This window comes from Paenibacillus mendelii, from assembly GCF_024498075.1.
GTDB classification, from domain to species: domain Bacteria; phylum Bacillota; class Bacilli; order Paenibacillales; family Paenibacillaceae; genus Paenibacillus_Z; species Paenibacillus_Z mendelii.
The window spans coordinates 585244-602914 of record NZ_JANHOF010000002.1 but is presented as its reverse complement, the minus strand read 5'-3'; the positions used below and the strand labels follow the sequence as shown (position 1 = coordinate 602914).

The following is a 17671-nucleotide window of genomic DNA, read 5'->3' as shown; positions in this document are numbered from 1 at the left end:
TATAGGTTGATATCCGGGAACAAAGGCGACCGCTAACGCTTCTCCAGAATCATTCTTCCTGCTCCACTCATTGTCCCTTTCTTTCGTTCAATCTATATAGATATACGAATATAAAGGAGTGATACAAATGGTATACGCGGCAAGCAAGGAGCGCTATGCTTCAATGAAGTATAATCGCTGCGGAAAATCAGGACTGAAGCTTCCAGCGATTTCGCTCGGCCTATGGCATAATTTCGGAGGTGTGGATACGCATGAGAACGGCCGTGCCATTCTCCATCGGGCATTCGACCTCGGCATAACGCACTTTGATTTGGCGAACAACTATGGACCTCCGGCAGGCTCGGCGGAAGAAATGTTCGGCCGTGTGCTTGCAGCTGACTTCAAGCCGTACCGGGATGAGATGATTATCTCGACCAAGGCGGGCTATTACATGTGGCCTGGCCCGTACGGGGAGTGGGGCTCACGCAAAAGCCTGATCTCTTCAGCGGACCAAAGCTTGAAACGGATGGGACTGGATTACGTTGATATTTTCTATCATCACCGTCCGGATCCGGATACGCCGCTCGAAGAAACGATGGGCGCGCTGGACGCAATTGTCCGCTCGGGGAAAGCCTTATATGCAGGGATTTCCAATTACAGCGCGGAGCAAGCTGCGCAAGCTATTACGATCGCCAAGGATCTTGGTACTCCGATACTGATCCATCAGCCATCATACAGCATGCTTAATCGCTGGATCGAGAACGGCCTTCAGGATGTGCTGGATGAAGGCGGCGTCGGCAGCATCGTATTCAGCCCATTGGCGCAGGGTCTGCTGTCTGATAAGTATTTGAATGGAATTCCGAGTGATTCCAGAGCAGCGAAGCCTACCGGATTCCTGCAGGAGAGCTCTGTCACACCGGAAGTGGTGGACAAGCTTCGCAAGCTGAACGCCATTGCGGAAGATCGGGGCCAATCCTTGGCTCAGCTGGCGCTGGCATGGGTTCTACGCGGGGGACGCGTTACCTCGGCACTAATTGGCGCTAGCCGTGTCAGCCAAGTGGAGGATAGCGTGGCCGCACTGGATAACCTCGATTTCTCAGAAGATGAATTATCGCGGATTGAAGCCATTTTAAAATCTTAATCGAATATTATTAGAAGCTTCTCAAGTGACTTTCGTCGCTGGGGAAGCTTTTTTTTGCTGTTTCACTCTCATCGGCTATAGCTTGTAATGAGAAGGGTTACAGAAATTTCTAGTTTTCTATTCAAGTACGAACGTTTGTTTGTTATAATGGGATTACATGGATAATAGTGGCAGGCTATTCTTTCTAGAGCTTGATGAGATGCACCTATATTCGTGATGAATCGTGATGTGTTCCCTATCATTCTCAAGTTACGAGAGGAGATCCTATGTTTAGTCCGATTAAGAACAAAGTCGGCGGTGTATTTATTCCCGTCAAAGATATCGAGAGGGCACGCGATTGGTATTGCAAGCTGCTCGGCATACCCGCTGATTGCGAGATCATGGCCGGCCACCTCTGTCCGCTCCCGATGCAGGGTACAGGTCTTATCTTGGATACGATGCCGATGTGGGGAGGGGAAGAGCCTGGAGGCGCTCCTCCGATTACGACGCCAATCTGTATGCTGCTCACGTCAGATCTCGATGCCTCATATGTATTTGCACAGGAGAGCGGCATGGAGCTTGTTTCTGCTATCGAGCATAATCATTGGTTTGTCGTGAAGGATCCCGACGGGAACCTCATTATGATTTGTCGCGAGTAACAATGTCGTAATCAAAGCGATTCACCCAGACGGCTTGGTGTATGGTGGGATAGATTCACTGATCGATGGGCAGCGGTAACCTATGCATGGCAACGAAACAGGCAGCCCGGTAGAGGTACCGGGCTGCCTGTTGTTGATCAGATGGAGCTTATTTGAATATTGAATGTGAACCTTAAGGGGTGACGCTTCGCAGAACGGTCATGCTGCCGTCCAGCTCATAGCTGCCCAGACTTGCCGGAAGCAGGAAGCATTCCCCGGCCTTGACATTCAGCTTGCCGCCATCCCAGCTCAGCGAACCCGTTCCGCCTGCGACAACGAGAATAACGAAGCTCTCGCTCGTTGTCGTCAGCTGCCAAGGTGCGCTTACGATGCCTTTCTCGACGACAAAGTAAGGAGATTCCGCAATTTGCAGCCATTCATTGGAGCCGATCGCGTCGGTTTTCATGCGCGCTGCGCCGGAGCCATCATAAGCGATAACGTTGAGCGAATCCTCGATATGGAGCTCGCGGAGCTTGCCGTCCAAGCCAGGACGGTTATAATCGTACAGGCGGTACGTGGTGTCCGAATTCTGCTGGATTTCGGCGACAACGACACCTGCACGGAGTGCATGCACAGTGCCGGCAGGTATGTAGAAAGCATCCCCGGCTTCAACAGGAACCTCCTGCAGACAATCCATGACACGGCCTTCCTCGATAGCCGAAGCAAGCGCGGCGCGGTCAACATTTTCTTGTAGGCCATATAGGATGGTTGCTCCCGGCGCTGCTTCGAGAATATACCACATTTCGGTCTTTCCGAGCTCTCCCTCCGGAAGTCCCGCGTACGTATCGGTTGGATGAACCTGAACCGAGAGATCGTCATTGCAGTCCAGCAGCTTAATCAGCAGCGGAAAGCGGCCGTTCCGTTCTGAGAAGCCCTTCGTACCGAAAAACTCGCGGCCGTATTTCTCGCGGATTTCATCCAGCCCGAGGCCGGCAAGCTCGCCGTTCATCACTTTCGTCGTCCCATTGGGGTGGTCGCCGATCATCCAGCCCTCGCCGATAACGCCGTCCGGCAGCTCAAGGCCAAATTGCTCCAACGCCCGGCCTCCCCAAATCCGTTCTTTCATCTCAGGCTTAAATTGCAGTGGATATGCTTGTGTCACAGTGGTTCTCTCCAATCGGATGTAGATTCTCTATGATTGTTCTTGCTGCCGCACAGCTCAATAGCTGCGGCTTTGAATGCCGATCTTATCAACGTCCCTAACTTGGATGAATGAAGTCCGGGTCACGGGTTCTATACGTTCCTCTTACTTAGCAGCGGGCTGGAACATCTCTAGAAACTCGCCATCAGGACCGTAGAAGAAGAAATAACGAGCGCCGTTCGGCAGTGTCGTGATTTCCGTTTCCTTGAGCTCCACATTCGGCAGCCCCTTGATTCTCGCGAATTCTTCTTCCACGTCGTCAACGGTGAAGGCCAAATGATGGACGATGCCTTCAGCCGCGAGCTCTTCGTCAAAGCCTTCGATGAGTTCAATCTCCGATTCTTGACCGTCCGTACCTGTCATAAAAGCGAGACGGATTACGCCGTTTGTGTGCGTCATCGTGTACAGATGCGTCAAGCCGACGACCTCAGTGTAGAAGGCAATGGACTTCTCGATATTTTTTACCATAATACCGACATGCTCGAGTTTGCGGACTGCCATAAACAATTCCTCCTTTGGGGTATCGAGACCAATATATATCTAACCGTAACATCGTGCAAGAGCACGCCAATAACGGTCTAGATAACCTAGTATCTATGTCGCTATCTATGAGTCTGCAGCGCTAATCATGATCGTTTATCTCTTCTCGATAGCAATGAGGTAGGGTGCAGCTGGCTTCTGTGCCATCCGATAGATTAGGACTTGTCCCACTGACTGCGGAAGCGCCGCCGCCCATGCTTCGACTGCTGAAGCCTCCGTGTCGCCCCCTTCATGTCCGGGATATAGAACGATGGTTAGAATGCCGCCGGACCGCAGCAGCACAATAGCCGCCTTAAGTGCTTCGAGCGAGGAATCAACAAGTGTAATCACATGAGGATCTGCGCCGGGTAAATAACCGAGGTTGAACATAATTGCAGCAATATGACCATGCTCAGAAGAAGCCAAATGCTCCTTCATAGCAGCGTGGCTGCCTTGCACAAGGCGCAAACGAGGCAGCTTATCTGCCGCTTCTAACGACTCCAGCCGTTCGCGCGTCCGGGCAATGGCCTGTTCCTGGATATCGAATGCGTAGACGGCCCCCCGAGGGCCCACCCGCTCGGCCAGAAATTGCGTATCTACACCATTCCCGCAGGTAGCGTCAATGACGGTATCCCCGGAATGGACACGTTCAGCGGCCAATTTGTGAGCCATGCTAAGCACGGATAGGAAGCCCATATTACTTCGCCTCCCACAGCCGTCCCTGCCAGGTATTCCGGCTGAGGAGCTCCTGGTCGATCGCATTCAGCACTTCCCATTTCTTGAGGCTCCACATGGGCCCGATCAGCAGGTCGCGCGGCGCGTCCCCGGTCAATCGATGGACGATCATGCCCGGAGGAAGGAGCTCCAGCGTATCTACGACTAGCTTTACATATTCGTCACGTTCAAGGAAGTTGAGCAGCCCGGCCTCATACTGCTTGACCATAGGCGTTTTGCGCATTAGATGAAGCAAATGAATCTTGATGCCTTGAACGTCCATGCCGGCAACCGCTTTGCCCGTTTCGAGCATCATCTCATGCGTTTCTTGCGGCAGGCCGTGGATAATATGCGCACAGACGCGAATGCCGCGGGCCCGGAGCCTGGCGACGGCATCATAATAGCATTCGGTATCATGCGCGCGGTTAATCAGCTCGGATGTCGATTTATGAATCGATTGGAGGCCCATTTCTATCCATAGGTAGGTGCGCTCGTTCAACTCGGCCAAGTAATCGACCACATCATCAGGCAAGCAGTCCGGGCGCGTAGCGATCGACAAGCCTACAACACCGGGCTGAGCTAGAATCGCTTCATAGTATTCACGCAGCTTTTCGACTGGCGCATACGTGTTGGTATAGGCCTGAAAGTAGCCGATATACTGCGCATCCGGCCATTTTTGATGCTGCATATCGCGAATCGTATTGAACTGTGTGATCAGGTCGTCTCGGCGTTTGCCGGCAAAGTCACCCGACCCCCGGGCACTGCAAAAGGTGCAGCCCCCAATAGCGGTCGACCCGTCCCGATTCGGACAAGTAAAGCCGGCATCGAGCATGACTTTAAACACTTTTCCGTTAAATTGCTCCCGCATTTCGTAATTCCATGTATGAAACCGCTTGTCATTCCACAGCAGTGGCGCGGCCAAGTCGGTTTGTGCCCAAGCTTGCATATTCATGCTCCTATACGTATAAATTTGTAGTCTGTACCGTTCCGGCGCCGAATCAGCCGCATGAAAGTGCGGTTTCCGCAGCTGTAACGCTAAATAGGCGTCACAGCTCGCTTTTTCCAGCTTCGATCCCGCAGATAGCGGAGCATCTAAGTTAAGCATCGACCTCTACACCTGGGGTGCTTCGGGTACGTGCGATTTGTACAGACAACCGGTTAAGGCGAGGTTGAGTCATTTCAACTGAGGTTAAATATAATTGTAGCGAAAAATACGTTGGAAAGCTACGCAGCATCTGCAAATGCTCCAATCGCGTTAGTTCGCTTCCGTTGGACAGGCGTGTTGAAAAACCGGTTATATTCCAACTTTATTTACGGAAAAGGGCTTGCTATACCTTACATGAGGTGTTATATTAAAAGTGCGGAAAATCAATGGTTGCAGCTATTTTATCGATCCTCTTATCCTTTTGTTATAGCAGGTCGGTTTTCTGGAAAGGCTTTTTATAAAACCGTCGAGGTGATGAGAATGAGCACGCAAGTAAAAATCCCGCAGGGCGATTCTAAGGTTACGGTAGAACTTACCATTAAGGAAGTCATGGCGCTGGCCGGCATTCGTTTTCACGGAAATCACAACATTGAGATATCCGCACGCAAGAAGCTAAACGAAGCGCTCGAAGAATCGTATGAATTTGAGAATGAGCAGGGTGTCCCCCGCCAAATGCTCAACTAATAAACGGATCGATCCCTTCAAGCCGACTGGCCGACGCGCCTTCGGCTTTTTATTTTGTTTCGTATGGGCTTTACAATGGCCGAAATGTTCGGCACAATAGTGTCTAGTTTGAATTGGAGGAATTAATCGACTATGCGTCTTAGAGGAAGAAAAGGAATTCTGGAAAGCATTCAAAGTCAGCCCGAGCTCATCGTGCTGGACGCGGCTCCGCATAAGGGACGCTGGCATGAATTTTTTGGGAATAAACAGCCTATTTACATTGAGCTTGGGATGGGTAAGGGACGGTTCATCAGCGATATGAGCGTACGCAATCCGCATATTAACTTTATCGGCATTGACATGTACGATGAGCTGATCCGCCGTGCGAGTGAGAAGGCGCATGCGGCCTGGGGAGCGCAGGGAGTTGCCGAGCCGCCCAATTTGGCGCTGCTGCGTGCCAATATTGAAAGCATCGAGGATATTTTTGCACCGGGCGAGATTGAGCGGATTCATCTGAATTTCAGCGATCCGTGGCCGAAAAGCAAGCATGCGCGGCGTCGTCTGACGCATCCGAGATTTTTGGCGAAATATAGCGAAATTCTTAATGAACAGGGCGAGATCCATTTTAAGACGGACTCGCAGTCGCTATTCGAATTCTCGCTCAACAGCTTCTCCGAGATGGAGCTGCAGATGCGCAATATTTCACTCCATCTGCATAAGGACGGCTTGCGCGACGATTTGGTGCTGACTGAATACGAATCCAAGTTCGTGGAGCGGGGCAACAATATTTACCGGCTTGAAGCCGTTATCGGAAGCGAGGCACTCTCCCGCTATCGGACTGCGAAGAAGGCCGCTCAGGCAAACGGCCAAGAAAGCGATACGATTGTGGCGACGAGTGAGCCGAGCATCGCCCCGACGATAACGTCCGAGGGGTAATGAAGTCCTAGAAACATGCGTGACCATGCGACTGAAAGTCCCAAAATGACGGCAATCGGCAGCAGCAGAGGCAGCCATGCCGTGTCGATTAGCAGCCAGGGCGTCAGCCAAGCGAAGATCGCAGTCGTATGTCCGGAAGGAAATGACGAATCACGAAGCGGCTTACGACATGTGTTGACATTGGGCAGAGCTTGATACGGACGAAGACGTCGAAACAGCCGCTTGACCGCGGCGACGGGAATGTGGCTGATCACGACGGCGGCAAGGCCTTGGAGGCCTGCCGTCCCCCATGGTTCGGGCGCAAGCAGTGCGCACAGAAGGGCGGTCATAAGCGTGAAAGTAGCGCCGCCCATGTGCGTCACCGTCCCCAACCAGCGACCTAGCCATATGTTAACGCGTGTGTGTGCCGGACGGCGGTTCGCCCACTGCAGCATGGCGTGCTCGAATGTCCGCAGCCAAGTAACCATGCGTTCCATACCTATCCCCTCCGCAACTATTTTCTCCTGCTGATTATTACCCATTATAACGCAACACTGTTTCCGCCATGTAAACGGTTTGCCAACAACGGATTAATGTTAGATTCTTCCTGGACTCCTTAACTCCTTAGGACGAGCCCCTGTATAACAACCAAAATGAAACGATTTTTGGGTCATTGCGTATTATACGTATTTTGACTGCTATTTGCCGTTTTACAAACCGCATTGGATGGTTAAGATGTTATTGAGATACAATCGGATTCACCCTTTAAACAAATGGGTAAGGATCCCCAGGGGCGGCTATTTATGCCCGAGATCCGCGGCATCGAGCAGCCGCTGTTTTAGTGTGCCACCGACTCGCAAGTGGGTTCCTGCGGCAAACAAAGGATTTTGAAACCTTTTTTACCTCTGAATCGTTAAGGGAATGTGTCATGTTTTTTTCGTAAACGGAAGAAAATAAGACCAGGATGATTGAAAAACAAGGCTTCGGGCAGGTGGAAGCGCTTTGCAAGCGTTTTTCATCGCACTTCCGGCTGTAAAGGCGCAATTTACGGTTTTGACAAAATGGCTCAATGTGTGGAAAATCAGTATGGTCGCGGCTAAAAAAAAAAGAAGCCGCCGATGATGCAGCTTGATTAAAGGAATTAAACAAACAGAGAGAGTATCAAAAATGGGGTCTCAAGGGGGCAGTATTTGTATATGATTAACGTTGTTTTAATCGCGCTTCAAGTGTTTCTGGCTTTTGTCGGCGTGTACCAGTTTGGTCTTGCCCTGTTTGGAATCGTAAGAAAGCGCAAGGAGCTTAAGCACAAACCGCAAAAATCGTTTGCCGTCCTCGTCGCAGCCCATAACGAAGAGGCTGTCGTCGGCGCGCTCATCGAGAATCTGAAAAATTTTGACTACCCGAAGGAACTTTACGATATTTTTGTGATTTGCGATAACTGTACGGATGGAACAGCGGACATTGCCCGGGAACATGGCGTCATAGCCTGTGAACGGAACAACCCGCATCTTCGCGGCAAAGGCCATGCGATCGAGTGGATGCTCAAGGAGCTGTGGGCAAGGCCCCGCCAATATGACGCCGTCGTCATGTTCGATGCGGATAACCTGGTCAAAACAGATTTCCTGCAGCATATGAACAACGATCTATGTGATGGACACCAAGTAATCCAGGCATACCTGGATACGAAGAACCCGGACGACTCATGGGTAACGGCATCCTATGGCATTACGTACTGGTACTGCAACCGGCTATGGCAGCTGTCCCGCCGCAACCTGAATATGGCCAACTTTCTGGGCGGTACAGGGATGTGCTTTGAGTCCAGCTTGCTCAAGGAAATGGGCTGGGGTGCAACAAGCCTCGTGGAGGATCTGGAATTCTCCATGCGCTGTATCAAACGCGGCATTCACCCGGTACTGAACTACGAGGCGAAGGTATACGACGAGAAGCCAATTTCGTTCAAAGCGTCTGCCCGTCAGCGCCTGCGCTGGATGCAGGGACATTTCACCGTGGCGCGTCATTATTTCTTCCCGCTCATCTGGGCGAGTATTAAAGAGCGCAGCTTCATTAAATTCGATGCTGCCATTTACTCGGCTTCTGTGTATACCACGTTCTTCGGCTTTATAGCGACCGCAATGATCTGGATCGATAACATCATTCCGGCGGAGAACGTATTTGTCTCGATTTATCAATACTTGCCAAGTTGGATCGCGGTCGTTGCCATTAGTTTGGCCGCTCTGATGTTCCCGCTCGTCATGATGCTCGAACGCGTGAAGTCTTGGAAAATGTACGCACACCTGATATCGATGATTTTCTTCCAGCTGTCCTGGCTGCCGATTACGTTCTACGCGTTCTTCACGCAGAACAACAAGCAGTGGAGCCATACCCAGCATACGCGCGTCATCCGGCTGGAAGAGGTACAGAGCAAGCAGGTATAAGCAAGGATGAATTCTTGGTAAGCCCGTTTGCGATGCATAAAGTCGGCCCCGGCTTCAGAACCTATGATGGAGCGCTGATCTAGCGATATCCATGCTTGAAGCAAAAGGGGTGGACCAAAGATGTCACGCAATGCCAACTATAACCGGAACCGCAACAAGGGCAGCGATAATAACGGCCAGAGCAATTCCAATGTGCATGGCGGTGAATTCCGGAAGGGACGCAAGAGCTTATTCAAAAATAATAATCCTCAAGGTGAGGATATTCCGAACGAATACATCCATACCGAAGAGTAGGAAGGAACAGGGCATGCAAGTCGTTGTGCCCTGTTTTTTTTTGCCCCGATGCTGCATGAATGGGTGTTGACATCATGCTTAGCACTATGCTATAGTAAGTCGGTACGATTGATGAATGCATCAGACGCACAAGCAGAAGCACCCGCTTCTCACCTGCCTGGCACTGCTGGCTGGTATGCGACCGAAGAATTGCCCTGGCAGCATCGCAAGCTTGCGATGATTGAAATGCCAACAATCTTGGTTAATGGAATGCGGGTCCCGATAGGGCTCGCATTTTTTATTTGAGCCTGCGCCTGCGGGCGCTATATATGAAAACACTTTTGGAGGTGGCACGTTATTAGCAGGGAACATCAAATCAACGACGAGATTCGGGCGAGAGAAGTACGCGTCGTAGGCGCGGAAGGCGAACAGATTGGGATCAAGCCTTTGCGAGAGGCGCTTCAGATGGCAATCGATTTGAGCCTTGACCTCGTGAACGTCGCGCCGACCGCGAAGCCGCCGGTATGTCGTATTATGGACTACGGTAAATTTCGTTACGAGCAGCAGAAGAAAGAGAAGGAAGCACGCAAGAACCAGAAGATTGTGGATCTGAAGGAAGTTTGGTTCCGTGCTAACATCGAAGAAAACGACTACCAAGTCAAGTATCGCAACGTCGTGAAGTTTCTTGGCGAAGGCGACAAAGTGAAAGCTTCCGTCCGCTTCCGCGGCCGTGAAATTACACATGCCGCCATCGGTCAGCGTATTCTTGACCGGCTAGCGAAAGAGGTTGCCGATCTGTGTGTTGTTGAGCGCTTTCCGAAGCTGGAAGGCCGCAGCATGATCATGATTCTGGCACCGAAAACTACTAACTAAAGAAATTCTTGAGGAGGATCACCATATGCCGAAGATGAAGACGCATAGCAGCTTGAAAGATCGTTTCAAAATTACGGGTACCGGCAAAGTGAAACGCTACAAAGCGTTCAGAAACCATTTGCTTTCCGGTAAATCCGCTCGTCAAAAACGCGTTCTTGCAACGCAGCCGCTGATGGCGCCAGGCGACGTTCGTCGCTTGAAGCAAGGCCTAGCTAACATCAAATAATCCGGTTACGGAAATCAATACGTTTATCCAACTTTCAGGAGGTTACTACTTATGGCAAGAGTTAAAGGCGGATTCGTCCGTGCACGTCGTCGTAAAAGAATTTTGAAACTGGCCAAAGGCTACTTCGGCTCTAAACACCGCTTATTTAAAACAGCAAAAGAGCAAGTGATGAAGTCCCTGATCTACGCATACCGTGACCGTCGTCAACGGAAACGTGACTTCCGCAAACTGTGGATCGTGCGTATCAATGCAGCGGCTCGCCAGAATGGCTTGTCCTACAGCAAGTTCATGTTCGGCTTGAAGCAAGCCGGCGTTGAAGTGAACCGCAAGATGCTTGCTGACCTCGCTGTCAACGACATCAGTGCGTTCAACTCGCTTGCAAGCATTGCAAAAGAGAAAGTAAACGCGTAACAACGCGATAACAAAGAGCGTCCGCCCTTCGCAGGGAGGCGCTCTTTTTGTTTTGGACGCATTAGAGACGGGAGGTATTGATTTGGATGAGAGGAGTCATGCCGCCTGCCCAATCTTCCCTCCGTATGGACAACGGTACAGGCCAATCCGGCACATTCCGAATAACGTATAGAATAACGGGATAAAGGAGGGAATACGCATGCAGCGCGTCTCCAAAGAGCAAGTTAAGAGGTTGGTTGGCAAGACGGTCTACGTAATGCGCAAGGACGGATCTATTGCATCGGGTAAACTGGTCCGTCTTCATCAGAATAAACTGTTTCTACAGCCGACAAGCCAAGATAAAGGAAAGAAAGTCAGAACGAAGGCGATATTGCCGCTCGTTTTATTCGATTTACTTGCCATTGGCACGCTTCCATATTTCGGTTTCGGCGGTGGTTTTGGTGGAGGGTTCGGTGGTGGCTGTTGCCCGCCTGTCGGCGGTTTCGATAATCAATGCTGCGGTGGGCCTGTCGGCTATGGCGGATATGGACCTGGTGGCTACGACGGACCCGGCGGCTATGGCGGACCTGTCGGTTACGGCGGACCTGTCGGCTATGGCGGTTACAACAACGGGTTTTATTAAGGAAGACTCCATCATCAGAATGCAGCTGTGAGGGCCTTTAGCATTTCATAGCATCGGACGTCCGGGTAGTAGCGGATTGTTTGGTACCCGAGCTTTTCGTACAGCCGCTTGGCTTTGTCGTTGCCGTCGTCCACGAATAGCCGGGCGAGCGTACACGATTTGGAACGGCCATACGCTTCGCCGTGCGCCATAAGCATCTTGCCCCATTGTTTGCCGCGATGCTGGGGATGGACGGCGAGCATGTCGTATTGAAGTACGTCACCGATAATATAAAGGTGGAGGAAACCAAGCGGCATGCTCGTCTTCGTACGGGAGATGACGAAGGTGACCCCTTGACGAAGCCGGTTAGGAAGCTCACGGATCGTCTTCGTATCGTTCGGATTGGCGGTGTACGAGAGCGGCATCAGCTCCGTTCGGATTAAACGGATGATCTCAGAGTCATCCGTGCGGGAACGGCGTTTTCGTATGAGTGCGATAGCATTCATCCCGCTTTCTGCATTGGATGTAGTATCGTATGTAGAAGGAATGAATGCCGTGCGCGAAAGGTTACATAACTTTTTACTGATGCTGGCATCCTAGTCCTTGACGAACGGATTATCTAAGCATATAATAAGTTTTAAGCTAATATATGCATCGGCTATGATGAGGACGAAGTGTTAAGGGCTCTTTTGATCAGAGAGCGGACGGATTTGCTGCAACCGTCGCCAGAATCCCTTTCCAACGAGCTCACCTCGGAGCTGTTTTCCTGAAAAGACCCATCGGTCGTATTAGGGAGAATCGCGGGGCACGCGTTAATGTGCCAAGGTATGAACGACTGCGTGCACGCCGTTCTTACCTATTGAGATTACATGCTGTGAGGCATGTAACAAAGTTGGGTGGTACCACGGAAGCTAAACCTTTCGTCCCTGGTTGCTTTTTAAGCATCAGGGATAGGAAGGTTTTTTTTGTTTTTGTTCTTAGAGAGGAGGACGACTGATGGTCGCGCAAAGTGCAACGTTAAGGTCTAAAGAAGAAATAATGGAAAGACTGTCGAAGCCCGAGGTCATTACTGGTTCAGAAATTCTGCTTCGCAGTTTAGTATTAGAGGGCGTGGACTGCGTCTTCGGTTATCCCGGCGGAGCGGTGTTGTTCATCTATGACGCTATGCACGGTTTCTCTGATTTTCACCATTTGCTGACCCGCCACGAGCAAGGCGCCATCCACGCTGCCGACGGTTATGCGCGGGCAAGTGGTAAAGTCGGCGTATGTATCGCAACATCGGGTCCAGGTGCGACGAATCTTGTGACAGGGATCGCAACCGCTTATATGGATTCGGTACCATTGGTTGTCATAACGGGTAACGTCGCAACGAACTTTATCGGGACGGACGCCTTCCAGGAAGCGGACATTACCGGCATAACCATGCCAATTACAAAGCATAGCTACTTGGTGCGTGATGTGGCGGATTTACCACGCATCATTCACGAAGCTTTCTATATTGCCAATACCGGCCGTAAAGGTCCAGTGCTTATCGATATTCCGAAGGATGTGTCGGCGAAGACGACGCTGTTCCAACCGGTTAATGAAGTGAACATCCGCGGTTATCACCCGACGGTTTCGCCGAATAAGCTGCAGGTCGACAAGATGCTGAAGGCGATCCAGGAAGCGGAACGTCCGGTCGTGCTTGCGGGCGGCGGTGTCGTCTACTCCGGCGGTCACGAAGAATTATACGAATTTATTACGAAGACGGGCATCCCTGTTACAACGACGCTGCTTGGACTCGGCGCATTCCCAAGCGGGAATGACCTATGGATGGGCATGCCGGGTATGCATGGCACCTACGCGTCGAACAAGGCGATTCAAGGAGCCGACCTGCTTATTAATATCGGCGCTCGCTTCGACGACCGGGTGACGATGAAGCTGGATGGCTTCGCACCGCACGCGAAGATCGTTCATATCGACATCGATCCGGCGGAGATCGGCAAGAACGTGCCAACGGATATCCCGATTGTAGGCGATATTAAGACCGTTCTTCAGCTTGTGAACCAGGATGTACAGTGGGCAGGCAAGGCAGATGCATGGCGTGCTCAGACGGCTGAATGGAAGCAGGATAAGCCGCTCAAGTACATCGATTCCGACGTAGAGCTGAAGCCGCAATGGGTCATTGAGATGATTCATGACGAGACGAAGGGCGAAGCGATCGTAACGACAGACGTCGGTCAGCATCAAATGTGGGCGGCGCAGTATTACCGGTTCAACCAGCCGCGCTCATGGATTACGTCGGGTGGTCTCGGCACGATGGGCTTCGGATTCCCGTCGGCGATCGGCGCACAGATGGCGCATCCAGAGCGGCTGGTGGTTTCCATCAATGGCGATGGCGGCATGCAGATGTGTGCGCAGGAGCTGGCGATTTGTGCGATTAACAACATTCCTGTCAAAGTGGCCATCATCAACAACCAAGTGCTCGGAATGGTTCGTCAGTGGCAGGAGATCATCTATGATAACCGCTACAGCCATATCGATTTGGCCGGCAGCCCTGACTTCGTCAAATTGGCTGAAGCCTATGGTGTCAAGGGGTTCCGCGCAACGAACAAAGAAGAAGCGCGCGCGGCGTGGATCGAAGCGATGAACCATCCGGGTCCGGCAGTTGTCGAATTCGTCGTTCGCAAGGGCGAGAATGTTTATCCGATGGTTACGCAAGGATCCACGATCGATGATATGCTAATGGGGGATTCGGAATGAAAAAGCACACGATTTCCGTTCTTGTGAACGATCAGCCCGGCGTCCTGCAGCGTGTTTCCGGCTTGTTCGGCCGCCGCGGCTTCAACATTGAAAGTATCACTGTCGGGACAAGCGAGGAAGCCGGCTTGTCCCGGATGGTGATCGTGACGAGCGGTGACGACAAGACACTGGAACAAGTCACCAAGCAATTGTACAAAATTATCGATGTCATTAAAGTCGTGGATTTGAGCTCGAATCCAATGGTTGGACGTGAGCTTGCACTGATCAAGGTGAATGCAGAGCCGGCATCGCGGCCCGAAATTCTCGGCGTTGTAGAGACGTTCCGTGCAGCTGTCGTCGATATCGGCACTCATTCCTTAATGGTACAAGTTGTCGGCGATTCGGAGAAGATCGATGCCATGACGGAGCTCCTGAAGCCCTATGGCATTCGCGAGCTGTCACGCACCGGCGTAACCGCAATGGTTCGCGGCAATGCACGATAAGAAAGAGTTGCCGGATGTCGGCAGCTGTGCAGTCATCCGGCAACAAAGTTGAAGAATAATTGAACAAGAGAACCGCCCGCTTTGAGCGGGGGTTCAAGTGGGGGAAGCTGAATGCATCTTGATGATCGCGTTTCCCTCCTTCAACACCCGCTCAAGAGGGTTCAAATTTAAAGGAGGCATTATTCCAAATGGCAGTTACATTGTACTATGAAAAAGATGCAGACCAAAGCGTTCTTCAAGGCAAAACAATTGCAGTTATCGGTTACGGCAGCCAAGGCCACGCACAAGCTCAAAATCTTCGCGACAGCGGCTTGAAAGTGGTTATCGGTCTTCGCCCAGGTAAATCTGCAGAAAAAGCTAAAAACGACGGCTTTGAAGTACTTTCCGTTGGCGAAGCAGTAAAAGTTGCTGACGTGGTACAAATTTTGATGCCGGATGAAACGCAAGCTAGCGTGTACAAAGCCGAAATCGAACCGAACCTCAAAAAAGGCGCGGCGCTGATGTTCTCCCACGGCTTCAACGTTCATTTTGGACAAATTATCCCTAATAAAGATACTGACGTATTGTTGGTTGCTCCTAAATCCCCGGGCCACATGGTTCGCCGCACATACGTGGAAGGCTTCGGCGTTCCAGGTCTGATCGCGATCGAGCAGGATGCAACAGGCAATGCCAAAGCGATCGGTCTTGCTTATGCGAAAGGTATCGGCTGCACGCGTGCAGGCGTTATCGAAACTTCGTTCCGCGAAGAAACCGAAACCGATCTGTTCGGCGAACAGGCTGTACTTTGCGGCGGCGCAACTGCGCTTGTCAAAGCAGGCTTCGAAACGTTGGTTGAAGCTGGCTACGCGCCAGAAATGGCTTACTTCGAGTGCTTGCACGAGCTGAAGCTGATCGTCGACCTGATGTATGAAGGCGGTCTTGCATCGATGCGCGACTCCATCTCCAATACAGCTGAGTATGGTGACTATGTTACTGGACCACGCATCGTAACGGACGAAACGAAGAAAGCGATGAAAGCGGTTCTGGAAGATATCCAATCCGGACGTTTCGCTCGCGACTTCATCCTGGAGAACCAATCCAACCGTGCTATGCTGACAGCTACTCGCCGCAATGAAGCGGAGCATCCGATCGAGGTAGTAGGCGGACAACTTCGTGAATTGATGCACTGGATCAAGAAATAATAACGGTCTGCCGCAAGCGGTAGAATAATAAGAATAGATATGTACGCAATCCCGATTATCGGAACGGCGCCCGTGTGAGCCATAGACGCTTATGCGGGGGTCGTTTCGCCCGTTCGGGATGATTCTGTTCATGGAGGTGCTGGCGATGCGCAAAATATACATTTTCGATACGACGCTCCGTGACGGCGAGCAATCCCCGGGGGTCAACCTGAATACGAAGGAAAAGGTCGAGATCGCCCTGCAGCTGGAGAAGCTCGGCGTAGACCGGATCGAGGCTGGTTTTCCGGCAGCGTCTCCTGGTGATCTCGCTGCGGTTAACGCCGTAGCACGTGCAGTAAAGAGAGCGACCATTATCGGTTTGTCACGCTCGCGCGAGCAGGATATCGATGCGGTGCGCGAAGCGCTTCAAGGCGCGGAAGATCCGTGTATCCACCTGTTTCTGGCAACCTCGCCGATCCATCGGAAGCATAAGCTGCGAATGGAGAAGGAGCAGGTGCTTGAAACGGCCGAGAAGGCGATCCGCTATGCCAAGCGTTATTTTGACAAGGTCGAGTTCTCTCCTGAGGATGCAGGCCGTACGGAGATCGACTTCCTGTGCGAAGTAACGGCAATGGCGATCCGTGCGGGTGCTACGGTCGTGAACATCCCTGATACGGTCGGCTATCTGACGCCATCGGAATTCGGCGGTATCTTCAAGACGCTGAAATCGGAAGTGCCGGGTATCGAGAAAATTCAGCTTAGCGCCCACTGTCATGACGACCTCGGCATGGCTACAGCCAATGCGCTGGCAGCCGTTCTGAACGGTGCCGATCAGATCGAGGGCACGATTAACGGTATCGGAGAACGTGCCGGTAACACGTCGCTCGAAGAAGTCGTGATGGCTCTTGAGACGCGTGCTGAGTTTTTCGGTGCGAAGACTTCGCTGAAGCTGACGGAAATCGCGAAGACGAGCCGTCTGGTAAGCAAGCTGACAGGCATGGTCGTACCAGGCAACAAGGCGATCGTCGGCGCGAATGCCTTCGCGCATGAATCGGGCATTCACCAGGATGGCATGCTGAAGGAGAAGACGACGTACGAGATCATTTCGCCGGAAACCATCGGGCTCAAGGAATCGAAGCTCGTGCTCGGTAAGCACTCCGGGCGTCATGCGTTCCGCGAGAAGCTGATCGATCTGGGCTATGAGCTGGACGAGGAAGCCGTCAATGCCGTATTCGCGAAGTTCAAAGATCTAGCCGATAAGAAGAAGAACGTGAGCGATGAGGATATCCGGGCGATGCTCGAAGAGAAGCTTGTCGAAACGCCGGAAGTGTATGCACTGGAAACCATCCATGTCACGTACGGCAACCGCTCTGTTCCAAGTGCAACGGTAACCATCCGTACACCGGAAGGCGGTTCGAAAGAACATTCCGCCGAAGGCAACGGCTCTGTCGATGCCATTTACAACGCAATCGATATGGCCACGGGCGAGACGGTCGAGCTGGAGGATTACTCCATTAAGTCTGTCTCACAAGGCAAGGATGCGCTCGGTGAGGTGCATGTTGTGTTAAAGCAGAATGACGTATCCGCACAAGGCCGCGGCCTGAGCACGGACATTCTGGAAGCCAGTGCCCGCGCTTACACCGATGCGCTGAATCGTCTGATCGAGAAGCGCAAATCACCGGGCCGACGCGACAAAATGAGCTTGATCTAAAGCATTCACGGCCTATCTGATAA

General features: G+C 51.8%; 20 protein-coding genes. 14 read left to right on the top strand and 6 right to left on the bottom strand.

Translation table 11 applies throughout. The features are described from left to right. Window positions 1–127: 127 nt before the first annotated feature. Complete coding sequence (gene mgrA / locus NNL21_RS10015; RefSeq protein ID WP_204817146.1) at window positions 128–1120, top strand: L-glyceraldehyde 3-phosphate reductase; 993 nt, start codon at window positions 128–130, stop codon at window positions 1118–1120. A 266-nt stretch (window positions 1121–1386) separates the two neighbouring features. After that, window positions 1387–1758 carry a VOC family protein gene (locus NNL21_RS10010; protein ID WP_204817148.1) on the top strand — a complete coding sequence of 124 codons (372 nt, stop codon included), beginning with the start codon at window positions 1387–1389 and terminating at the stop codon, window positions 1756–1758. A 172-nt stretch (window positions 1759–1930) separates the two neighbouring features. Here the strand turns inward: NNL21_RS10010 and NNL21_RS10005 are convergent, their stop codons facing one another. The 4 genes from NNL21_RS10005 to mnmL form a co-directional block, all read right to left on the bottom strand. Beyond that, entirely contained in the window at window positions 1931–2899 is a 969-nt protein-coding gene (locus NNL21_RS10005; RefSeq protein ID WP_204817150.1) for a type I phosphomannose isomerase catalytic subunit, read from the bottom strand. A 144-nt stretch (window positions 2900–3043) separates the two neighbouring features. Further along, a complete protein-coding gene (locus NNL21_RS10000; RefSeq protein WP_204817152.1) occupies window positions 3044–3439 on the bottom strand; it encodes a VOC family protein in 396 nt (131 codons plus the stop codon). Between the two features lie 135 nt (window positions 3440–3574). Then, window positions 3575–4153 carry a tRNA 5-(aminomethyl)-2-thiouridylate-methyltransferase MnmM gene (gene mnmM / locus NNL21_RS09995; protein WP_204817154.1) on the bottom strand — a complete coding sequence of 193 codons (579 nt, stop codon included), beginning with the start codon at window positions 4151–4153 and terminating at the stop codon, window positions 3575–3577. 1 nt (window position 4154) lies between these two features. Continuing rightward, window positions 4155–5117, bottom strand: coding sequence for a tRNA modification radical SAM protein MnmL/YtqA (mnmL, locus tag NNL21_RS09990; RefSeq protein WP_204817929.1), 963 nt, complete (start codon window positions 5115–5117; stop codon window positions 4155–4157). Window positions 5118–5636: 519 nt separating this feature from the next. Here mnmL and NNL21_RS09985 point away from each other — a divergent pair. Both NNL21_RS09985 and trmB read left to right on the top strand, forming a co-directional pair. Then, window positions 5637–5840 (top strand): hypothetical protein, encoded by a 204-nt coding sequence (locus tag NNL21_RS09985; RefSeq protein ID WP_204817156.1) that lies wholly within the window; start codon window positions 5637–5639, stop codon window positions 5838–5840. 132 nt (window positions 5841–5972) lie between these two features. After that, the gene (gene trmB / locus NNL21_RS09980; protein WP_204817159.1) at window positions 5973–6755 is read left to right on the top strand and encodes a tRNA (guanosine(46)-N7)-methyltransferase TrmB; all 783 of its coding nucleotides are present in this window, start codon (window positions 5973–5975) and stop codon (window positions 6753–6755) included. Here trmB and NNL21_RS09975 read toward each other — a convergent pair. After that, window positions 6674–7231: a phosphatase PAP2 family protein gene (locus NNL21_RS09975; protein ID WP_204817162.1), complete on the bottom strand. Its 558-nt coding sequence runs from the start codon at window positions 7229–7231 to the stop codon at window positions 6674–6676. The genes trmB and NNL21_RS09975 overlap by 82 nt on opposite strands. Window positions 7232–7930: 699 nt before the next feature. Here NNL21_RS09975 and NNL21_RS09970 point away from each other — a divergent pair. The 6 genes from NNL21_RS09970 to NNL21_RS09945 all read left to right on the top strand — a co-directional run bounded on the left by NNL21_RS09970 (window position 7931) and on the right by NNL21_RS09945 (window position 11574). Next, window positions 7931–9169 carry a glycosyltransferase family 2 protein gene (locus tag NNL21_RS09970; RefSeq protein ID WP_204817164.1) on the top strand — a complete coding sequence of 413 codons (1239 nt, stop codon included), beginning with the start codon at window positions 7931–7933 and terminating at the stop codon, window positions 9167–9169. A gap of 120 nt (window positions 9170–9289) precedes the next feature. Continuing rightward, window positions 9290–9463, top strand: a complete 174-nt coding sequence (locus tag NNL21_RS09965; RefSeq protein WP_204817974.1) for a hypothetical protein — start codon at window positions 9290–9292, stop codon at window positions 9461–9463. A gap of 354 nt (window positions 9464–9817) precedes the next feature. Then, window positions 9818–10315 carry a translation initiation factor IF-3 gene (gene infC, locus NNL21_RS09960; RefSeq protein WP_204817930.1) on the top strand — a complete coding sequence of 166 codons (498 nt, stop codon included), beginning with the start codon at window positions 9818–9820 and terminating at the stop codon, window positions 10313–10315. 25 nt (window positions 10316–10340) lie between these two features. Then, complete coding sequence (gene rpmI / locus NNL21_RS09955) at window positions 10341–10541, top strand: 50S ribosomal protein L35 (RefSeq protein ID WP_204817167.1); 201 nt, start codon at window positions 10341–10343, stop codon at window positions 10539–10541. 51 nt (window positions 10542–10592) lie between these two features. Continuing rightward, window positions 10593–10952: a 50S ribosomal protein L20 gene (rplT, locus tag NNL21_RS09950; RefSeq protein WP_204817169.1), complete on the top strand. Its 360-nt coding sequence runs from the start codon at window positions 10593–10595 to the stop codon at window positions 10950–10952. 199 nt (window positions 10953–11151) lie between these two features. After that, window positions 11152–11574, top strand: a complete 423-nt coding sequence (locus tag NNL21_RS09945) for a hypothetical protein (protein ID WP_204817171.1) — start codon at window positions 11152–11154, stop codon at window positions 11572–11574. Window positions 11575–11588: 14 nt separating this feature from the next. Here the strand turns inward: NNL21_RS09945 and NNL21_RS09940 are convergent, their stop codons facing one another. After that, window positions 11589–12059 (bottom strand): GNAT family N-acetyltransferase, encoded by a 471-nt coding sequence (locus tag NNL21_RS09940; protein ID WP_204817173.1) that lies wholly within the window; start codon window positions 12057–12059, stop codon window positions 11589–11591. 490 nt (window positions 12060–12549) lie between these two features. Here NNL21_RS09940 and ilvB point away from each other — a divergent pair, with 490 nt between their 5' ends. The 4 genes from ilvB (at window position 12550) to NNL21_RS09920 (ending at window position 17648) form a co-directional block, all read left to right on the top strand. Then, window positions 12550–14295, top strand: a complete 1746-nt coding sequence (gene ilvB / locus NNL21_RS09935) for a biosynthetic-type acetolactate synthase large subunit (protein WP_204817175.1) — start codon at window positions 12550–12552, stop codon at window positions 14293–14295. Further along, complete coding sequence (gene ilvN, locus NNL21_RS09930) at window positions 14292–14777, top strand: acetolactate synthase small subunit (protein WP_204817177.1); 486 nt, start codon at window positions 14292–14294, stop codon at window positions 14775–14777. The genes ilvB and ilvN overlap by 4 nt, the downstream gene beginning before the upstream one ends. Before the next feature lie 188 nt (window positions 14778–14965). Beyond that, entirely contained in the window at window positions 14966–15958 is a 993-nt protein-coding gene (gene ilvC, locus NNL21_RS09925) for a ketol-acid reductoisomerase (protein WP_204817179.1), read from the top strand. A gap of 145 nt (window positions 15959–16103) precedes the next feature. Then, the gene (locus NNL21_RS09920; protein WP_204817182.1) at window positions 16104–17648 is read left to right on the top strand and encodes a 2-isopropylmalate synthase; all 1545 of its coding nucleotides are present in this window, start codon (window positions 16104–16106) and stop codon (window positions 17646–17648) included. Window positions 17649–17671: the final 23 nt, after the last annotated feature.